The sequence below is a fragment of the Pseudomonas sp. P39-UII1 genome (genome assembly GCF_039672635.1).
GTDB lineage: Bacteria > Pseudomonadota > Gammaproteobacteria > Pseudomonadales > Pseudomonadaceae > Aquipseudomonas.
On record NZ_JBDFPP010000007.1, the window covers coordinates 58818 to 77868 of the forward strand.

The 19051-nt window shown below is 63.8% G+C and carries 15 protein-coding genes; 13 read left to right on the forward strand and 2 right to left on the reverse strand.

The window, feature by feature from the left end:
- Positions 1-27: 27 nt before the first annotated feature.
- Together ABEH27_RS11765 and ABEH27_RS11770 are read right to left on the reverse strand one after the other, a co-directional pair.
- Positions 28-3324 carry a PAS domain S-box protein gene (locus ABEH27_RS11765; RefSeq protein WP_346613746.1) on the reverse strand — a complete coding sequence of 1099 codons (3297 nt, stop codon included), beginning with the start codon at positions 3322-3324 and terminating at the stop codon, positions 28-30.
- 61 nt (positions 3325-3385) lie between these two features.
- Positions 3386-4264 (reverse strand): LysR family transcriptional regulator, encoded by an 879-nt coding sequence (locus tag ABEH27_RS11770; RefSeq protein WP_346613747.1) that lies wholly within the window; start codon positions 4262-4264, stop codon positions 3386-3388.
- Between the two features lie 130 nt (positions 4265-4394).
- On the opposite strand from ABEH27_RS11770, the gene leuC reads away from it, so the two are divergent.
- The 13 genes from leuC to ABEH27_RS11835 all read left to right on the forward strand — a co-directional run bounded on the left by leuC (position 4395) and on the right by ABEH27_RS11835 (position 19044).
- Positions 4395-5828 (forward strand): 3-isopropylmalate dehydratase large subunit, encoded by a 1434-nt coding sequence (gene leuC, locus ABEH27_RS11775; RefSeq protein ID WP_346613748.1) that lies wholly within the window; start codon positions 4395-4397, stop codon positions 5826-5828.
- Complete coding sequence (gene leuD, locus ABEH27_RS11780; protein ID WP_346613749.1) at positions 5825-6469, forward strand: 3-isopropylmalate dehydratase small subunit; 645 nt, start codon at positions 5825-5827, stop codon at positions 6467-6469. The genes leuC and leuD overlap by 4 nt, the downstream gene beginning before the upstream one ends.
- Positions 6470-6618: 149 nt before the next feature.
- Positions 6619-7383 carry a class I SAM-dependent methyltransferase gene (locus ABEH27_RS11785; RefSeq protein WP_346613750.1) on the forward strand — a complete coding sequence of 255 codons (765 nt, stop codon included), beginning with the start codon at positions 6619-6621 and terminating at the stop codon, positions 7381-7383.
- A gap of 54 nt (positions 7384-7437) precedes the next feature.
- A complete protein-coding gene (leuB, locus tag ABEH27_RS11790; RefSeq protein WP_346613751.1) occupies positions 7438-8520 on the forward strand; it encodes a 3-isopropylmalate dehydrogenase in 1083 nt (360 codons plus the stop codon).
- A gap of 63 nt (positions 8521-8583) precedes the next feature.
- Positions 8584-9696 carry an aspartate-semialdehyde dehydrogenase gene (asd, locus tag ABEH27_RS11795; protein ID WP_346613752.1) on the forward strand — a complete coding sequence of 371 codons (1113 nt, stop codon included), beginning with the start codon at positions 8584-8586 and terminating at the stop codon, positions 9694-9696.
- A 141-nt stretch (positions 9697-9837) separates the two neighbouring features.
- Complete coding sequence (locus ABEH27_RS11800; RefSeq protein WP_346613753.1) at positions 9838-10842, forward strand: aspartate-semialdehyde dehydrogenase; 1005 nt, start codon at positions 9838-9840, stop codon at positions 10840-10842.
- Positions 10843-10915: 73 nt separating this feature from the next.
- On the forward strand, positions 10916-13600 hold the full coding sequence (locus ABEH27_RS11805) for a FimV/HubP family polar landmark protein (protein WP_346613754.1): 2685 nt from the start codon (positions 10916-10918) through the stop codon (positions 13598-13600).
- Positions 13601-13692: 92 nt separating this feature from the next.
- Positions 13693-14547, forward strand: coding sequence for a tRNA pseudouridine(38-40) synthase TruA (gene truA, locus ABEH27_RS11810; protein WP_346613755.1), 855 nt, complete (start codon positions 13693-13695; stop codon positions 14545-14547).
- 60 nt (positions 14548-14607) lie between these two features.
- Positions 14608-15228: a phosphoribosylanthranilate isomerase gene (locus ABEH27_RS11815; protein WP_346613756.1), complete on the forward strand. Its 621-nt coding sequence runs from the start codon at positions 14608-14610 to the stop codon at positions 15226-15228.
- 223 nt (positions 15229-15451) lie between these two features.
- The gene (gene accD, locus ABEH27_RS11820) at positions 15452-16345 is read left to right on the forward strand and encodes an acetyl-CoA carboxylase, carboxyltransferase subunit beta (RefSeq protein WP_346613757.1); all 894 of its coding nucleotides are present in this window, start codon (positions 15452-15454) and stop codon (positions 16343-16345) included.
- Positions 16345-17631: a bifunctional tetrahydrofolate synthase/dihydrofolate synthase gene (gene folC, locus ABEH27_RS11825; RefSeq protein WP_346613758.1), complete on the forward strand. Its 1287-nt coding sequence runs from the start codon at positions 16345-16347 to the stop codon at positions 17629-17631. Before accD ends, folC begins: the two co-directional genes overlap by 1 nt.
- Before the next feature lie 4 nt (positions 17632-17635).
- On the forward strand, positions 17636-18304 hold the full coding sequence (locus ABEH27_RS11830; RefSeq protein ID WP_346613759.1) for an SPOR domain-containing protein: 669 nt from the start codon (positions 17636-17638) through the stop codon (positions 18302-18304).
- A 182-nt stretch (positions 18305-18486) separates the two neighbouring features.
- Positions 18487-19044, forward strand: a complete 558-nt coding sequence (locus tag ABEH27_RS11835; protein WP_346613760.1) for a CvpA family protein — start codon at positions 18487-18489, stop codon at positions 19042-19044.
- Positions 19045-19051 lie beyond the last annotated feature (7 nt).

Below are 19051 nucleotides of genomic sequence, written 5' to 3' on the forward strand. Positions count from 1 at the left end.
GCACCTTCGGGTGCCCTTTTTCGTTGCTCAAAAATCCGCAGGCGCCTCCAGCAACATTTGCCTGAACTCCTGCAACGGCAGCGGCCGGCTGTGCAGGTAGCCCTGATACAAATGGCAGCCCAGCCGTTCGAGATATTCCAGCTGCTCGGTCAGTTCAACGCCCTCGGCGATCACGGCCAGGTCCAGGCTGCGTGCCATGGCGACGATGGCACGGACAATCTCGGCGTCGTTGGGGTCTACCGGGGCGTCGCGGACGAAGGTCTGGTCGATTTTCAAGGCGTCCACCGGCAAGCGCTTGAGGTAGGTCAGTGAGGAATAGCCGGTGCCGAAATCGTCCATGGCGAAACTCACCCCATAGCGCTTGAGCTCACGCATCTTGCTGATGGTGTCTTCCAGGTTCTGGATCACGATGCCCTCGGTGATCTCCAGCTTGAGCATGTGATGGGGCAGGCGGTAGTCGTTCAGGCTGCGCAGCACCCGTTCGACGAAGTCGTTCTGGCGGAATTGGCGCGGGCTGATGTTCACGCACAGGCTGAAATCATCGGCATCGATCAGCCCGTCCTCGAGCATGTGCGCGCAGGCATCACAAGCTTCGTCGAGTATCCAGCTGCCAACTTCGAGGATCAGGCCGCTTTCTTCCAATACCTGGATAAACTGCGCAGGCGGCTGCTGGCCCAGTTGTGGGTGGTGCCAGCGCAGCAACACTTCGGCACCGACAATGTGGTTGTCGCGGGCATCCACCTGGGGCTGGAAGTGCAACGCCAGTTCGCCTCGCGCCAGTGCCAGGCGCAGGTCGCTTTCCATGCGCAGGCGCTCGCTGGCGGCCTTTTGCATGGTGGTGTGGAACAGTTGGGTGGTGTTGCGGCCCGAGTCCTTGGCCCGGTACAGGGCGATGTCGGCGCGCTTGAGCAGGTCGGCCGGGGTGGCGCCGTGGTCGGGGATCAGCGCTACCCCGATACTTGGCGTAACCTGCAGGCGCTGGCCGTCCAGCGACATGGGCTCGGCCAACAGTTCACGCAGGGTGTCGGCCAGTTCGCGGACCTTGGTTTCCACCGCCTCGCGGCTGCCTTCCAGGCCGCTGAGCAGGACCACGAACTCATCGCCGCCCAGGCGCGCCACGGTGTCTTCCAGGCGCACGCTGGCTTCCAATCGCGCCGTGATGATTTTCAGCACCGTGTCGCCCACCGGGTGGCCCAGCGAGTCGTTGATGTGCTTGAAGTGGTCGAGGTCGAGGAACAGCAGGGCGCCACGCAGGTTATGCCGGCGCAACAGGGCGATCTGCTGGCTCAGGCGGTCCATCAGCAGGGCACGGTTGGGCAGGTTGGTCAGCGGGTCGTGGTAGGCCAGGTGGCGGATCTGCGCCTGGGCATTCTTCAGTTGGCTGACATCGCGCGCGGTAAGCAGCAGGCAATCGACTTCGTTGAGGCTGATCGGCTCGACCGACACTTCCACGGTGAGAATGTCGCCACGCTTGTTGCGCCCGAGCATTTCACGGTGGTGCACCCGGCCGCGCTCCTTGAGCTCGGCGAGCAGGGCGTTGCGCTGTTTGTCGTCGGCCCAGATGCCCAGGTCATAGACGCTGCGGCCGATCACATCGGCATTGCTGTAGCCGGTCAGCCGGCAGAAACCATCGTTGACCTCCACGTAACGGCCGCTACGGCGTTCGGTAATGGTGATGGCGTCGGGGCTGGAGTGGAACGCCTTGGCAAACTTCTCCTCACTGGACTTCAGCGCCGCCTCGGCCCGTTGCTGCTGGGTGATGTCACGCAGCGTGGTGACGCTGCAAGGCTGGTTGTCGACGGTGATCAGCCGGCTGGCGATCACGCAGGTCAGCGGTGAACCGTTGCGGTGGTTGACCACCACGGCGACGTTGCTCAGCGCCTGCTCGCGGATGACCCGCTCGATGCGCTGCGCACGCGCGATCGATTCGGCCCACAGGCCAATCTCTTCGGCGGTGCGGCCAATCACTTGCTCGGCGCTCCAGCCAAAGGTCTGGGTGAAGGCCGGGTTGATCTCGATGAATTGGCCGGTGTCCTGGCGGGTTACGCAGATCGGGTCGGGGCTGACCTGGAACAGGCTGGCGAACTTCTCTTCCGAGGCGCTCAGGCGCTGCTCGCGTTCTACCTGTTCGGTGATGTCCAGCAACGTGCCGGCCATGCGCAAGGGGTTGCCGTGGTCGTCGCGGTACAGGCGGGCACGGCTTTCAATGTAGCGTGAGGCGCCGTTTTCGAGCTGCACGCGGTAGGTGATCTGGTAGTTGCCGGCCGGGCCTTCGCGCAGGCTGCGGTAGGCCTGGCGCATGACGTCGCGCTCTTCCTCGGGCACGCCTTCGAAGAACGCGTCGAACGACTCGTGGAAGGGGATCGGGTCGAGCCCGTGCAGTTGCGCGGCGCGGGCCGAGCCATAGAGCATGCCGCTGGGGATGTGCCAGTCCCAGGTGCCCAGCTGCGCCGAGTCCAGGGCCAGGTCGAGGCGTTCCTGGCTGTCCTTGAGCGCCTGTTCCGCGCGCTTGCGCTCGGAGGTGTCGACAAAGGTGCTGAGCAGGGACGTCACACCCTCCAGTTCAATGCCTTGGGCGCACAGGATGCCATCGTGAACCTTGCCGCTGCTGGCGCGAAACTGCACCTCCATGATTGCCGGGCCGCCGCTGGCGCGGATCGCTTCCAGCACCTGGTGGCGTTGCTCGGGGTTCACCCACAGGCCCAGCTCCAGGCTGGTCTTGCCGATCACCTGTTCGCCAGGCCAGCCGAACATGTCCTCAAAGTGCTGGTTCACCTCGAAAATCATGCCGTCGTTACGGCGCGTGAGCAGGATGGCGTTGGGGCTCAGGTGAAACAGCGTGGCGAAGCGTTTTTCCGAGTTGATCAGCGCGCTTTCCCGTTCGCGCTGGCGGGTGATCTCACGGATCACCCCGATCATCTGCGGCCGGCCCTGGCGGTCGTGGGTCAGGCTGCCGTTGATTTCCAGCCAGTGCAGGCTGCCATCCGGCCAGCGGATACGATGGCGCATGGCCCGCTCGGCGGGCTCGCCATTGACCACAGCCTGGAACAGCTGACGGGTGCGGGCGCGGTCCTCTTCGGGCAGCAGGTCGAGGTAATCGATGTCCTTGGGCAGGGGGCGCTGCGGATCGAAGCCGAACAGCGCCTGGGTGCCGCGTGACCAACTGACCCGGCCACTGTCGATGTCCCATAGCCAGGCGCCAAGGCGTGCACCATTGAGCGCGGCCAGCAGCTGCGGGGCGTTCTGCCAGGCCTGCTCCGACTCCTGAGGGTCGGCCGCAGGGATACGCGGCAGGCGCGGAAAGCGGTTTGCTGATTTGGGCATTGGTACCAGACCTTTGGCGTTTGACGCGTCCTTGAGTTGGAAATGCCGGGCTGACGACCGGTCAGGCGGACCCTGCGTGACTGTCGAGCAGGGCCATGAAGGCCCTGGCGGCGTTCGATAGCGTTCGCTCGGTATGCAGTATGTAGCCTAGCTGGCGTGACAGCTGTATGCCGGGTAATGCGATGGGTGCAACCTGATCATCGAGCATGGTGCGCGGCAGCACGCTCCAGGCCAGGCCGATCGAGACCATCATCTTGATGGTTTCCAGGTAGTTGGTGCTCATGGCGATGTTCGGCGTCAGGCCCTGGCTTTCGAACAGGCGCTGGACAATGTGGTGGGTGAATGTGTTGCCACCGGGGAATACCGCCGGGTGGCGAGCGACGTCGGCCAGGCTGACCTGGGTGTTGCTGGCCAGTGGGTGCTCCGGGGCGGCCACGAAATCCAGCGCGTCATCCCATGCCGGGAACGCTTTGATCAGGTGATGAGGCTCGGGTGCCAGGGTGATCACGGCAATTTCGGCACGGCCATGGAGTATTTCGTCGTAGGCCGCTTCTGAGTCGAGGAACTGAATATCCAACGCCACCGCCGGGTACTGACGGGTGAATGCCCGCAACAGCGGGGGCAGGCGGTGCAGGCCGATGTGGTGGCTGGTGGCGAGGGTCAGGCGACCACTCACCTCGCCGGTCAAATTGGTCAGCGCACGTCGGGTGTCATCGAGCACATTGAGTATTTGGTAGGCACGCGGCAGCAGGGCCCGTCCGGCTTCAGTCAAGGTCACCTCGCGGCCCAGGCGGTCGAACAGGCGCACATCCAGTTGCTGTTCGAGCCCGGCAATACGCTTGCTGATAGCGGGTTGGGTGAGGTGCAGGCGTTCGCCGGCCCCGGAAAAGCTGCCGGTCTCGGCAATGGCAATGAAGGCGCTGAGGTTGGCCATGTCCATTGTTCGAATTCCTGATGGTTATGCAAAGCATGAAAATTATGAATTTGAGTTATTCAATCTATCGCCATAGCATCGTCCATACAAGCCAAGGGGTTTTTGGCATAGAAAGACGCTGATGAGGAACAGTCTGATGGCTGGTAAAACGCTCTACGACAAACTCTGGGAAGCCCATGAGGTCAAGCGCCGCGATGACGGCTCGTCCTTGATCTACATCGACCGCCATATCATCCATGAAGTGACGTCGCCCCAGGCCTTCGAAGGCCTGCGCCTGGCCAGCCGCAAGCCATGGCGCATCGATGCCAACATCGCCACCCCCGACCACAATGTGCCGACCACGCCAGAGCGCAAGGGCGGTATCGAAGCCATCGTCGACCAGGTGTCGCGCCTTCAGGTGCAGACCCTCGATGAGAACTGTGACGAATATGGCATCGTCGAATTCAAGATGAATGACGTGCGCCAGGGCATCGTCCACGTCATCAGCCCGGAGCAGGGTGCCACCTTGCCGGGCATGACCGTGGTCTGCGGCGACTCGCACACCTCCACCCACGGCGCATTCGGGGCCCTGGCCCATGGCATCGGCACCTCCGAGGTCGAGCACGTGCTTGCCACCCAGTGCCTGGTCGCCAAGAAGATGAAGAACATGCTGGTGCGCGTCGAAGGCACGTTGCCTGCTGGCGTTACGGCCAAGGACATCGTGCTGGCGGTGATCGGCAAGATCGGTACCGCAGGTGGCAACGGCCACGCCATGGAATTCGCCGGCAGCGCCATCCGCGAGCTTTCCATGGAAGGCCGCATGACCATCTGCAACATGTCCATCGAAGCAGGCGCGCGGGTTGGCCTGGTCGCCACCGATGCCACTACGGTCGCTTATGTCGAAGGCCGCCCTTACGCGCCGAAAGGCGAGCAGTGGGAGCGTGCGGTCGAGTCGTGGAAAGACCTGGTTTCCGATGACGATGCGGTGTTCGACACCGTGGTCGAGCTCGACGCGGCCGACATCAAGCCGCAGGTCAGCTGGGGCACTTCGCCCGAGATGGTGCTGGCCGTCGATCAGCGCGTGCCGGACCCGGCTGCCGAAGCCGACCTGGTCAAGCGCGGCTCCATCGAGCGCGCCTTGAAGTACATGGGTTTGAGCGCCAACCAGGCGATCACCGATATCCACCTGGACCGCGTGTTCATCGGTTCCTGCACCAACTCGCGCATCGAAGATTTGCGCGCCGCGGCAGAAATCGCCAAGGGCCGCAAGGTGGCTGCCACCGTCAAGCAGGCGATCGTCGTGCCCGGCTCCGGCCTGGTCAAGGCGCAGGCCGAGCGTGAAGGCCTGGACAAGATCTTCCTCGAGGCGGGTTTCGAATGGCGTGAGCCGGGCTGCTCGATGTGCCTGGCGATGAACCCGGACCGCCTGGAAAGCGGCGAGCACTGCGCGTCCACCTCCAACCGCAACTTCGAAGGCCGTCAGGGCGCCGGTGGCCGTACCCACCTGGTCAGCCCGGCCATGGCCGCCGCTGCCGCGGTGACCGGCCACTTCATCGATGTCCGCGAGTTGATCCAAGGGAGCGCAGCATGAAAGCCTTTACCCAGCACACTGGCCTCGTCGCACCGTTGGACCGTGCCAACGTCGACACCGACCAGATCATCCCCAAGCAGTTTCTCAAGTCGATCAAGCGCACCGGCTTCGGCCCTAATTTGTTCGACGAGTGGCGTTACCTGGATGTGGGCCAGCCCTATCAGGACAACAGCAAGCGCCCGCTGAACCAGGAATTCGTGCTCAACCACGAACGCTACCAGGGTGCCAGCGTGTTGCTGGCGCGGGAGAACTTCGGTTGCGGCTCGAGCCGTGAGCACGCCCCGTGGGCGTTGGACGAGTACGGCTTTCGCAGCGTGATCGCGCCAAGCTTTGCCGACATCTTCTTCAACAACAGCTTCAAGAACGGCCTGCTGCCGATCATCTTGAGCGACGAGGAAGTCGATGAGTTGTTCAAGCAGGTTGAAGCCAACCCAGGCTACCAGTTGACCATCGACCTGCAGGCACAGGCGGTGACCCGGCCGGACGGCAAGGTGCTGCACTTCGAAATCGATGCCTTCCGCAAGCACTGCCTGCTCAACGGCCTCGACGACATCGGCCTGACGCTGCAGGACGCCGATGCGATCAAAGCATTCGAGGGCAAGCACCGCGCGTCGCAGCCTTGGCTGTTCCGTGATGCCTGAATGATGTAACCGGGTTTGCTGGCCTCATCGCCGGCAAGCCGGCTCCCAAAAGAACTGCACAGGTCCTGGCGCTTGTGGGGTCTCTGTAGGAGCCGGCTTGCCGGCGATAGCGGCCGTAGAGACAACCCAAAATCAAAAGGAATGCGCCCATGACCAGCACCACCCACACCGATGTGGTCCAACGCCAGTTCGGCGAACAGGCCAGCGCCTACCTCAGCAGCGCCGTGCACGCCCAGGGCAGTGAGTTTGCCCTGCTGCAGGCCGAGTTGGCGGGGCAGGGGGCCGCTCGGGTGCTGGACCTGGGGTGCGGAGCCGGCCATGTGAGTTTTCACATCGCGCCGCTGGTGGCAGAAGTGGTGGCCTACGACCTGTCGCAGTCGATGCTCGACGTGGTCGCCAGCGCCGCTGCCGAGCGTGGCATGGGCAACATCACCACCGCGCGCGGTGCCGCCGAGCGCTTGCCGTTCGCCGACGCTTCGTTCGACTTCGTCTTCAGCCGTTATTCGGCGCACCACTGGAGCGACCTGGGCGTGGCCCTGCGCGAAGTGCGTCGGGTGCTGAAGCCGGGTGGGGTGGCGGCGTTCATCGACGTGATGTCGCCGGGCAGCCCGCTGCTCGATACCTATCTGCAAACGGTAGAAGTGCTGCGCGACACCAGCCACGTGCGCGATTATTCTGCTGGCGAGTGGCAGCGCCAGGTCAGCGAAGCAGGCCTGCATACCCGCAGCCATACCCGTCAGCGCCTGCGCCTGGAGTGGCACTCGTGGGTCGAGCGCATGCGCACGCCTGAGCCGCTGCGTGTAGCCATACGCCAGTTGCAGCAAGCCATGAGTGAAGAAGTGCGGCAGTATTACCAGATTGAAGCCGATGGCTCGTTCAGCACCGATGTCATCGTGCTGTGGGCTGAGCGCTGAGTTTTTTACGGTGCGGCCGAGCTGGCCGCACCGCTTGAATGGATAGAGGAAAGCATGAGCAAGCAGATTCTGATTCTCCCAGGTGATGGCATCGGTCCGGAAATCATGGCCGAAGCGGTCAAGGTGCTGGAGCTGGCCAACGACAAGTTTCAGCTCGGCTTCAGCCTTGAGCACGACGTGATCGGCGGCGCTGCCATCGACAAGCACGGCGTGCCACTGGCCGACGAAACCCTGGAGCGCGCGCGCCAGGCCGATGCCGTGCTGCTGGGCGCCGTAGGCGGCCCGAAGTGGGACAAGATCGAGCGTGACATCCGCCCTGAGCGCGGCCTGCTTAAAATCCGTTCGCAATTGGGCCTGTTCGCCAACCTGCGCCCGGCCATCCTCTACCCGCAGCTGGCCGATGCTTCGTCGCTCAAGCCGGAAATCGTCTCGGGCCTGGATATCCTCATCGTCCGTGAGCTGACGGGGGGCATCTACTTCGGCGCGCCGCGTGGCCAGCGCGAGCTGGAAGGCGGCGAGCGCCAGGCTTACGACACCCTGCCGTACAGCGAAAGCGAAGTGCGCCGCATTGCCCGCGTCGGCTTCGACATGGCCCGCGTGCGTGGCAAGAAACTGTGCTCGGTGGACAAGGCCAACGTCTTGGCCTCCAGCCAGCTGTGGCGTGAAGTGGTCGAGGAGGTCGCCAAGGACTACCCGGACGTCGAACTGAGCCACATGTACGTCGACAACGCGGCCATGCAGCTGGTGCGCGCGCCGAAGCAGTTCGACGTGGTGGTCACCGACAACATGTTCGGTGACATCCTGTCGGATGAAGCTTCCATGCTGACCGGGTCCATCGGCATGCTGCCTTCGGCATCGCTGGATGCTGACAACAAGGGCATGTACGAGCCTTGCCACGGCTCGGCGCCGGACATCGCAGGGCAGGGCATTGCCAACCCACTGGCGACCATCTTGTCGGTGTCGATGATGCTGCGTTACAGCTTCAGCCAGCAGGCTGCAGCCGAGGCTATCGAGCAAGCGGTCAGCCTGGTGCTGGACCAGGGCCTGCGTACCGGGGACATCTGGTCGGCCGGTTGCACCAAGGTAGGCACGCAGGAAATGGGCGACGCAGTAGTCGCAGCGCTGCGGAATCTGTAATCTCTCTGGCCCGCCACCGTTTTTGGTCGGTGGCGGCCCACTTTTAGCAAAGGTGTAGTTGCGATGAAACGTGTAGGTCTGATCGGTTGGCGCGGCATGGTCGGTTCCGTGCTCATGCAGCGGATGCTGGAGGAGCAGGATTTCGACCTTATCGAGCCGGTGTTCTTCACCACCTCGAATGTCGGTGGCCAGGGGCCGAGTGTGGGCAAGGATATTGCTCCGCTCAAGGACGCTTATTCGATTGAAGAACTCAAGACCCTCGACGTGATCCTGACCTGTCAGGGCGGCGACTACACCAACGAGGTCTTCCCCAAGCTGCGTGAAGCCGGCTGGCAGGGTTACTGGATCGATGCTGCCTCGTCGCTGCGTATGCAGGACGATGCAGTGATCGTGCTCGACCCGGTCAACCGCAAGGTGATCGACCAGCAGCTCGATGCCGGTACCAAGAACTACATCGGCGGCAACTGCACCGTCAGCCTGATGCTGATGGGCCTGGGTGGCTTGTTCGAAGCCGGCCTGGTCGAGTGGATGAGCGCCATGACCTACCAGGCAGCCTCCGGTGCCGGCGCGCAGAACATGCGCGAGCTGATCAAGCAGATGGGTGCCACCCACGCGGCCGTGGCCGATGACCTGGCCAACCCGGCCGCCGCCATCCTCGACATCGACCGCAAGGTCGCCGAGGCCATGCGCAGCGAAGCCTACCCGACCGAGAACTTCGGTGTGCCGCTGGCGGGCAGCCTGATCCCGTGGATCGACAAGGAACTGCCGAACGGGCAGAGCCGTGAAGAGTGGAAGGCCCAGGCCGAAACCAACAAGATCCTCGGCCGCTTCAAGAGCCCGATCCCGGTCGATGGCATCTGCGTGCGCATCGGCGCCATGCGCTGCCACAGCCAGGCGCTGACCATCAAGCTGAACAAGGATGTGCCGCTGGCCGACATCGAAGGCATGATCAGCCAGCACAACCCATGGGTGAAGCTGGTGCCGAACCAGCGCGAAATCAGCATGCAGGAGCTGAGCCCGACCAATGTCACCGGCACTCTGAACATTCCGGTCGGCCGCCTGCGCAAGCTGAACATGGGTTCCCAGTACCTGGGCGCGTTCACCGTCGGCGACCAGCTGCTGTGGGGCGCTGCCGAACCGCTGCGTCGCATGCTGCGGATTCTGCTGGAGCGTTGATCGTCTTGCGTTGATCCACAAACCCGCGCTGGAGACAGCGCGGGTTTTTTTATGCCAGCTCGCCAACAGGCCAGCACAGACAAACCTCTACAATCCGAGTAAAGTGCCGCCCCCCGCCGTTTCAGCAAAAGGATCCCCTCCATGACCCAACCCCTGGACATCGCCGTCGTTGGCGCCACCGGTAGCGTCGGTGAAACCCTCGTACAGATCCTCGAAGAGCTGGATTTTCCGGTTGCGACCCTGCACCTGCTGGCCAGCATGGAGTCGGCGGGCAGCAGCGTGATGTTCGCTGGCAAGAAGATCAAGGTGCGTGAAGTCGACAGTTTCGATTTCGCCCAGGTCAAACTCGCCTTCTTCGCCGCCAGCCCTGCTGTCAGCCGCAGCTTCGCCAGCAAGGCCCAGCAGGCAGGCTGCACGGTCATCGACCTGTCCGGCGGCCTCGATGACGCCATTGCCGTGGTGCCCGAAGCCAATGCCGAGCGTATCGCCAACCTGAAACTGCCTGCACGCCTTGCCAGCCCTGGCTCTGCAGCCGTCGCCCTGGCGGTTGCGCTGGCACCGCTGAAGGGGCTGCTGGACATCGAGCGGGTGCAGGTCATGGCCGCCCTGGCGGTATCTGCTCAGGGGCGCGAAGCGGTCAGCGAACTGGCCCGGCAAACTGCCGAGCTGCTCAATGCCCGTCCGTTGGAGCCGCGCTTCTTCGACCGCCAGGTGGCGTTCAACCTGCTGGCTCAGGTCGGTGCGGTGGACGAGCAGGGGCATGCCGGGCTTGAACGGCGCCTGGTCAGCGAGCTGCGCGAGCTGCTGGGGCAGCCAGAACTGAAGATTTCCGTGACCTGCATTCAAGTCCCGGTGTTTTTCGGCGATAGCTTCAGTGTGGCGGTGCAAAGCCGTAAACCGGTAGATCTGGCGGCCGTCAATGCTGCGCTGGAGCGTGCCGGCAGCATCGAACTGGTGGCGTGCGACGATTATCCGACGCCGGTCGGTGACGCAGTAGGGCAAGACGTGGTCTATGTTGGTCGTGTACGCCATGGTGTTGATGAAGACCAGCAGCTCAACCTGTGGCTGACCACCGACAATCTGCGCAAGGGCGCCGCACTCAACGCCGTGCAGGTGGCGCAATTGTTGATTAAACACATGGCGTAAAAGATACTGCCAGGCACTTTTTGTCCTACACCGCATGCGGGTTTTCAGGACGATTCATACAAGGGAAGAGGTCATGCTTCGAATTCGCAAACTGGTTCTGGCCATGGCGGCAGCGTCGGCGCTGTCGTCTGGCATGGCGAATGCCCTGGGGTTGGGTGAGCTGACGCTCAAGTCGGCGCAGAACCAGCCGCTGGACGCCGAGATCGAATTGCTCGATGTGCGCGACCTCACCGCTGCCGAAGTGGCGCCAAGCCTGGCGCCGCCGGAAGAGTTCAGCAAGGCCGGGGTGGATTATCCAACCTACCTCGAGGACCTCACCTTCACACCTGTGATCAACCCCAACGGCAAGAGCGTGCTGCGGGTTACCTCCAGCCAGCCGCTGCCTGGTTCGGTGGTCAAGTTTCTGGTCCAGGTGATGTGGCCCCAGGGCCGCCTGCTGCGCGATTACAATGTCCTGCTCGACCAGGCCAAGGCCCAGGGCGAGCAGCCTGCCGCAGGCAATGTAAACCCTGCGACCAGCAGTGCTGGCAGTTACACCACCAAACGCCGCGATACCTTGTGGCAGATTGCCGCGCGCAACACCCAGGGTGGCGGCTCGGTGCAGCAGACCATGATCGCCATCCAGGCGCTGAACCCTGATGCCTTCATCGGCAACAACATCAACCAGTTGAAGGTTGGCCAGGTGCTGCGCCTGCCCGATCAGCAGCAGGTACAGAACATTCCCCAGGGCGAGGCGAATCGCGAAGTGGCCGAGCAGTACGCGGCCTGGCGTGAAGGTCGGCGCCTGGGCCCGCGTGCCCGTCAGCTCGATGCTACCCGCCGCGGCGCCGCCGATGCGGCGCCCGAGCGTATCGCCCAGGGCGACAACCTGCGCCTGGTCAGCCCGGGCAACCAGGCCGGCGCGGATGCCAAGGCGATCAACGACAAGCTGGCCGTGGCCCAGGAAAGCCTCGACACCAGCCGTCGTGACAATGATGAACTCAAAAGCCGGATGACCGACCTGCAGAGCCAGCTGGACAAGCTGCAGAAGTTGATCCAGCTGAAGAATGACCAGCTGGCTCGCCTGCAAGCACAGGGTGCCACTGACCCCGTAGCGCCTGCCGCAACTGCCGCAACTGCCCCGGATGCCCAGCCCAGCGCAGCCGAACCCGTCGTGCAGCCAGCCCCCGCGGCCGTGGATACCGCGCCTGCTCCTGCGCCCGCCACCGAGCCTGCACCTGCCGCCGAGCAGCAGGGTGCCTTCGACGAGATGCTGGGCAACCCGGTGGTGCTTGGCCTGATCGCAGGCTCCGCATTCCTCGTGCTGTTGCTGCTGCTGTTGCTGCTGGCACGCAAGCGCAAAGCCCAGCAGGAAGCCGAAAAGCACCTGCGCATGGCGCGAGCGCTGGCCGAGGAGGAGCGCAACCCCGACCTCGACCTGCCTGCAGGCAGCTTCGACGAACTGGATATGCCGGCGCCTGGCGACACGTTGTCGCCGGCCGTGGTAGCCGCTTCGGCTGCAGCAGCGGTTGCCGCCGAAAAATCGGCCACACCAGACGCCGCGGATGCAGTGCCAGTCGTTGCCCAGGACCCGAATGCCGAGCTGCTGGCTGAAGTCGATCACTGCCTGGCCAATGGCCGGCTGAACCACGCTGCCGACCTGCTGGAAACCGCAGTCGCGGCGCAGCCTGAGCAGGACAGCCTGCGCCTTAAACTGATGGAAGTTTATGCGCGCCAGGGTGATCACAGCGCGTTCGTGGAGCAGGAGCGCAAGCTCCCCGGCAACGAAGCGAACACCGCGCAGGTCGACGGGCTCAAGGCGCGTTACCCAGCCATGCTTGGCGTCGCTGCGGCGGGCCTTGGGGCTGCTGCGCTGGCCGCCGAACTGGACGAGCAGTACGTACAGGATTTGCTGGACGATCAGCCTGAAGCGTCGGCGCAGCTCGCAGCTGAGCCCGAGCCTGAGGCTGAGCCACAGCCAGAGGAGGCCGTCACCGAGGCCGAGCCTGTCATGGCACCTGAGCCTGACCAAGTGCCTGCCGAGGCCGTCGTGGAAGCGCCGGCCCTCGACGACAACGACCTGGACAGTGCCTTCGACCTGAGCCTTGGCGACGAGGAGCCGGTGAACGCTACCGAGCCGCCTGTGCTGGATGACGCCGATCTGATGGAGCTGCAGGCGGGTATCGAGCCGGTTGCCCCGGCAAGCGCCGTGGAGTCCGACGCCGATGCCGATTTCGAGGCCTTGCTGGCGCAGGCTCAGGCCGAGCCGCAGAGCGTGGGCGACCTGGCAGACTTCGATCTGGACATCGGCGAGCCCAGCGTCACCGAGGCTGTTGACGACACGCCAGTAGATGTTGCCGCCGAATTGGCAGCATTCGATTCCATTCCGGAGTTCGATCCGATTTCCGAACTGGAAATGCCGGAAGACTTCGACCTGTCGTTGTCGCTGGATGACCAGTCGCCGGCCGCCCAGAACTTTGCTTCGGAACTGAACGACGTCAACGCCGAGCTGGACAAGCTGTCGCAGAGCCTGGAATCGCCGTCGCTGGAGCCGCACTTCACCGCCGAAGACGCAGCGCAGGAGCCAGAACCTCTGGACGACCTGGACTTCGACTTTTTCTCCGGTAGCGATGAAGTGGCCACCAAGCTCGACCTGGCGCGTGCCTACATCGACATGGGTGACCACCAGGGTGCACGCGATATCCTCGACGAAGTGGTCAAGGATGGCGACGACACCCAGCGCCAGGAAGCCGAGGACATCCTCTCGCGGCTGGTCTGAGGCTGACAGCGCAACAACCAACGGCAGCCCAACAAGGCTGCCGTTGTCGTTATAATCCCCGCCAATCCGTATTCCCCACAGGTTTCATGCTCTTGGACATCATCGACACCGCTGCCTCCGAATCGGCCGCCGCAGGCTTCACCCGCATTGCCCTGGGGGTGGAATACAAAGGCTCGCGCTACCGCGGCTGGCAACGCCAGGCCAGTGGCGTGCCGAGTGTTCAGCAGGCGCTGGAGCAGGCCCTGTCGAAAGTCGCCAACGAGCCGATCTCCGTACTCTGCGCGGGGCGTACCGATGCGGGCGTGCACGGCTGCGGGCAGGTGGTGCATTTCGATACCCGCGCCGTTCGCGACGAGCGTGCCTGGACCCTCGGTACCAATTTCAACCTGCCCCACGACATCAGTGTGGTCTGGTCGCGGCCGATGCCGGCGGACTTCCATGCCCGCTTCAAGGCCACCGCCCGGCGCTACCGCTATGTCATCTACAACGACCCGATCCGCCCGGCGCACCTGGCCGAGGAGGTGACCTGGAACCACCGCCCGCTGGATGTCGAGCGCATGGCGCAGGCTGCGCAGTACCTGCTCGGTACCCATGACTTCAGTGCCTTCCGCGCCAGCCAGTGCCAGGCCAAGTCGCCGATCAAGCATATCCATCACCTGCGCGTTACCCGCCACGGCCAGATGATCGTACTGGACGTGCGCGCCACGGCGTTCCTGCACCATATGGTGCGCAACATTGCCGGGGTGTTGATGACCATCGGTGCCGGCGAACGCCCAGCGTCCTGGGCCCGTGAGGTGCTGGAGGGGCGCAACCGCCGCGAAGGCGGTGTGACGGCGCACCCGTACGGCCTGTACCTGGTGCAGGTGGAATACCCGGAGGAGTTCCAACTGCCCCGGCGTTATATCGGGCCACACTTTCTGACCGGCTATGAGGCGTTGGCCGACTGACGGGCCAAAAGGCTTTTGCTACCATCGGGCACTTTCACGGTCTCTCAAGGTTTGCAGTCCATGAGCAACGTTCGCAGCAAGATCTGCGGGATTACCCGCATCGAAGACGCACTGGCCGCCGCCGAGGCGGGTGCCGATGCCATCGGCTTCGTTTTCTATGCCAAGAGCCCGCGTGCCGTTGACGTGCGCCAGGCGCGGGCGATCATCGCCGAGCTGCCACCGTTCGTGACCACTGTAGGCCTGTTCGTCAACGCCTCGCGTTGCGAGCTCAACGAGATCCTCGAGGTGGTGCCGCTGGACCTGCTACAGTTCCACGGCGACGAAACCCCGGCCGACTGCGAGGGCTATCACCGGCCCTGGATCAAAGCGTTGCGGGTGCGCCCGGGCGACGACCTGGAGGCCGCTTGCCAGCTTTATTCCGGTGCCCGTGGGATCCTGCTCGACACCTATGTCGCCGGCGTGCCTGGTGGTACCGGCGAGGCGTTCGACTGGTCGCTGGTGCCGGCACGGCTGAGCAAGCCGATCATTCTTGCCGGCGGGTTGTCGGCTGACAACGTCGGCCAGGCCATCGCCCAGGTGCGGCCATACGCGGTGGATGTCAGCGGTGGTGTCGAGCAGGCAAAAGGCATCAAGAGCGCAGCGAAGATCGAAGCGTTCATGCAAGCGGTAAAACAGGCGTGATGCCAGATGTGACGGCTGGCTGCGCGCCATCGTCCATAGCTATCGCAGCCCTGCGGGGTGGCTGCCGGCATGCCGGGCAGCCGACGCACACATTGGAGGCGGCGCGGTACACAGGCAGCCCCTGTGGCCGAGCCGTCATCGGTTCATAGAAGAATTTGAGCTCAAAGGGCAGGGCATGGCCGGCCAGACCGGTCCCCGCCCGTCAATACTGGAGAAATAGAGCATGAGCAACTGGTTAGTCGACAAACTGATCCCTTCGATCATGCGTTCCGAGGTGAAGAAGAGCTCGGTGCCAGAAGGCCTGTGGCACAAGTGCCCAGCCTGCGAGGCCGTGCTGTATCGTCCGGAGCTGGAAAAGACCCTGGATGTCTGCCCCAAGTGCAACCACCACATGCGCATTGGCGCACGTGCGCGTATCGACATCTTCCTCGACGCCGAAGGCCGTGCCGAACTGGGCGCCGAGCTTGAGCCGGTCGACCGCCTGAAGTTCCGTGACGGCAAGAAGTACAAGGACCGCCTGACCGGCGCCCAGAAGCAGACCGGCGAAAAAGACGCCCTGATTTCCATGAGCGGCACCCTGATGGGCATGCCGATCGTGGTCAGCGCCTTCGAATTCTCCTTCATGGGTGGCTCGATGGGCGCCATCGTCGGTGAGCGTTTCGTTCGCGCCGCCAACTACGCCCTGGAAAACCGCTGCCCGATGATCTGCTTCTCGGCTTCCGGTGGTGCGCGTATGCAGGAAGCACTGATCTCGCTGATGCAGATGGCCAAGACTTCGGCGGTGCTGGCGCGCCTGCGTGAAGAAGGCATCCCGTTCATCTCCGTGCTGACCGACCCGGTCTACGGTGGTGTTTCTGCCAGCCTGGCCATGCTCGGCGACGTGATCGTGGGTGAACCGAAGGCGCTGATCGGCTTTGCCGGCCCGCGTGTGATCGAGCAAACCGTTCGCGAAAAACTGCCGGAAGGTTTCCAGCGCAGCGAATTCCTGCTGGAGCACGGTGCCATCGACCTGATCATCTCGCGTGGTGAACTGCGTCCGCGTCTGGCCCGCCTGCTGGCGCAGATGACTGGCCAGGAAACGCCAGAGCAGGCACGTGAGGCCGCTGCGGTCGCGTGATGAAAGAAAGAACCCTGGGCGAATGGCTCGCCTACCTCGAACAACTGCACCCGTCGGCCATCGACATGGGGCTGGAACGTTCGCAAAAGGTGCTTGCCCGGCTGGCGCTGGGCAAGCTGGCGCCGCGCGTGGTGACGGTTACTGGCACCAACGGCAAAGGTTCGACCTGCGCCTTCGTGGCGTCGATGCTGCGCGCCCAGGGCCTGAAGGTTGGCGTGTACAGCTCGCCACACCTGCTGCGTTATAACGAACGGGTGCTGATCGACGGCCAAGAGGCCAGCGATGCGCAGCTGTGCGAAGCCTTCGCCGCAGTCGAGGCGGCGCGGGGCGACATTTCCCTGACCTACTTCGAAATGGGCACCCTGGCGGCCTTCTGGCTGTTCCATCGCTCCGCGCTCGATGCCGTGGTGCTCGAAGTGGGTCTCGGTGGCCGTCTGGACACCGTGAACGTGGTCGATGCCGACCTGGCGCTGGTCACCAGCATCGGCGTCGACCATGTCGATTACCTGGGTGATACCCGTGAGTTGGTGGCTTTCGAGAAGGCCGGCATCTTCCGCCAGGGCAAACCGGCGCTGTGCGGTGACCTCGATCCGCCGCAACCGCTGCTGGACAAGGCGCTCGAGCTGGCGGTGCCGCTGTTTTTGCGGGGCCGCGATTTCGACTTGGCCAGCGCCGAAAGCGGCTGGCACTGGCGTGGAACCACGGCCGAGGGTGTGCAGGTAGAGCTTCGCGATCTGCCGTTGCTCGACCTGCCGATGGAAAACGCCACCCTGGCCCTGCAGGCTTACCTGTTGATGGGCCTGCCCTGGGATGCCGGGCAGATTCGCCAGGCGTTGCTCGATACCCGCATCACCGGGCGTCTGGACCGCCGTATGGTCAACTGGCAAGGCAAACGCATAGAGCTGCTGCTGGATGTCGGGCATAACCCCCACGCCGCAGAATACCTTGCCCGTCGCCTGTCGGCGCGGCCGCTCAAAGGGCGCCGCCTGGCGGTGTTCGGCCTGCTCGCCGACAAGGACCTGAGTGGCGTTCTTGAGCCCCTGCAGGGGCTGGTCGATGAGTGGGCGGTAGCACCTCTGCAAACCCCTCGCAGCCGTCCGGCCGCTGAGCTTGCTGGTGCCTTGACGAACCTCGGCGTTGCGGTGAAGTCTTATGCCAGTGTCGACGCAGCCCTTGAGGGGCAATGCGCGCAGGCAACGGCAGATGACCAGATCTTGCTGTTCGGTTCGTTTTTCTGTGTCGCCGAGGCCCTGGAATGGCTGGGGCGGCAGGCCCTGGAGGGGTGAGTAGATGGCAGTGCTGGATAAAGGGATGAAACAGCGCATGGTGGGTGCGTTGGTGCTGGTGGCGCTGGCGGTGATCTTCCTGCCTATGCTGTTCACCCGCGAGGACGAGATGCGCCAGGTGCGCGTCGAAGCCCCGCAGGCGCCGGCAATGCCGACGCTGCCTGAGGTCAAGGTGGACCCGGTTGCCGTGCCCGAGCCGCAAACCCTACCGCAAGAGCCGCAGCAGCCGGAACAGCCGCCCGTGGTAGTCAACGAGTCCACCGCGCCGGTCACCACGCCAAGCCAGCCAATCGCCCCTTCCCCGCAGACCCAGGCGCAGGTTCAGCCCAAGCCGCAAACGCCTGTGCCAACCCCGGTGCCGAAGGTCGAAACCCCGCCAGCTGCGAAGCCCGCGGCTACCGCAGGGACGCCGTCGAAGATCGATGCCAACGGCTTGCCGGTCAGCTGGTCGATCCAGCTGGCCAGCCTGTCCAATCGCGCCGGTGCCGAAAGTCTGCAGAATACGCTGCGTAGCCAGGGCTACAACGCTTACATCCGTTCGGCCGGTGGCATGAACCGGGTCTACGTCGGGCCGTTGATCGAGCGCGCCGAGGCTGAGCGCGTGCGCGATGCGATCAACCGCAAGCAGAACCTCAAGGGGTTCGTGGTGCGCTTTCAGCCGGAGCGCGGCTGAGGCTTGAGGTGGGTCGCCGCAGCGTTGCTGCCACGGGTTTTCCTGACTTCAGAGTCCACGAAAAGCCCGTGGGAGTGGGCTTGCGGCGCAAACAAGGCACTGCCAAACGACCTGACATTCTGCTTACCCACAGCCTTGCGCTCTGGTAAAATGCGCCGCCTCAAACGTCTGCAGGCAGCACCGTGGCATTTACCTGGGTTGATTGGGCGATCATCGCGATCATCGCCGTTTCCACACTGATCAGTCTCAAGCGCGGCTTCGTCAAGGAAGCCTTGTCTCTGCTCATCTGGATCATTGCCGGCGCAGTCGCTTGGATGTTCGGCGGGTCGCTCTCGGTGTACCTTGAAAGCTATATCCAGACCCCGTCGATGCGCATCATCGCCGGCTGCACCATTCTTTTCGTCGCCACCCTGCTGGTGGGGGCAATGGTCAACTTCCTCGTCGGCGAGCTGATCCGTGTGACCGGGCTGTCTGGCACCGACCGTTTTCTCGGCATGGCCTTCGGCGCTGCGCGCGGGGCCATGCTGGTGGTGGTGGCCATCGGCTTGCTCAGCCTGGGGCCGGTGCAACAGGATACCTGGTGGCAGGAATCTCGCCTGATACCACAATTTCTATTGGTCGCTGACTGGTCCAAAAACCTGATTCTGGGTTTCTCCAGCCAGTGGATGTCCAGTGGGATGATCAGCACTCCGGCTGATCTTCCGTTCAAGGAACAGTTGCTCGGGCCTGCAAAGCCTTGAGCGCTAT

Excerpts from the sequence above, each read along its gene's own strand:
- asd (WP_346613752.1), top strand. The coding sequence starts at position 8,584 with ATGAAACGTGTAGGTCTGATCGGTTGGCGCGGCATGGTCGGTTCCGTG.
- ABEH27_RS11805 (WP_346613754.1), top strand. The coding sequence starts at position 10,916 with ATGCTTCGAATTCGCAAACTGGTTCTGGCCATGGCGGCAGCGTCGGCG.
- ABEH27_RS11785 (WP_346613750.1), top strand. The coding sequence starts at position 6,619 with ATGACCAGCACCACCCACACCGATGTGGTCCAACGCCAGTTCGGCGAA.
- leuC (WP_346613748.1), top strand. The coding sequence starts at position 4,395 with ATGGCTGGTAAAACGCTCTACGACAAACTCTGGGAAGCCCATGAGGTC.
- leuD (WP_346613749.1), top strand. The coding sequence starts at position 5,825 with ATGAAAGCCTTTACCCAGCACACTGGCCTCGTCGCACCGTTGGACCGT.
- folC (WP_346613758.1), top strand. The coding sequence starts at position 16,345 with ATGAAAGAAAGAACCCTGGGCGAATGGCTCGCCTACCTCGAACAACTG.
- ABEH27_RS11815 (WP_346613756.1), top strand. The coding sequence starts at position 14,608 with ATGAGCAACGTTCGCAGCAAGATCTGCGGGATTACCCGCATCGAAGAC.
- accD (WP_346613757.1), top strand. The coding sequence starts at position 15,452 with ATGAGCAACTGGTTAGTCGACAAACTGATCCCTTCGATCATGCGTTCC.
- ABEH27_RS11830 (WP_346613759.1), top strand. The coding sequence starts at position 17,636 with ATGGCAGTGCTGGATAAAGGGATGAAACAGCGCATGGTGGGTGCGTTG.
- ABEH27_RS11770 (WP_346613747.1), bottom strand. The coding sequence starts at position 4,264 with ATGGACATGGCCAACCTCAGCGCCTTCATTGCCATTGCCGAGACCGGC.
- leuB (WP_346613751.1), top strand. The coding sequence starts at position 7,438 with ATGAGCAAGCAGATTCTGATTCTCCCAGGTGATGGCATCGGTCCGGAA.
- ABEH27_RS11765 (WP_346613746.1), bottom strand. The coding sequence starts at position 3,324 with ATGCCCAAATCAGCAAACCGCTTTCCGCGCCTGCCGCGTATCCCTGCG.
- ABEH27_RS11800 (WP_346613753.1), top strand. The coding sequence starts at position 9,838 with ATGACCCAACCCCTGGACATCGCCGTCGTTGGCGCCACCGGTAGCGTC.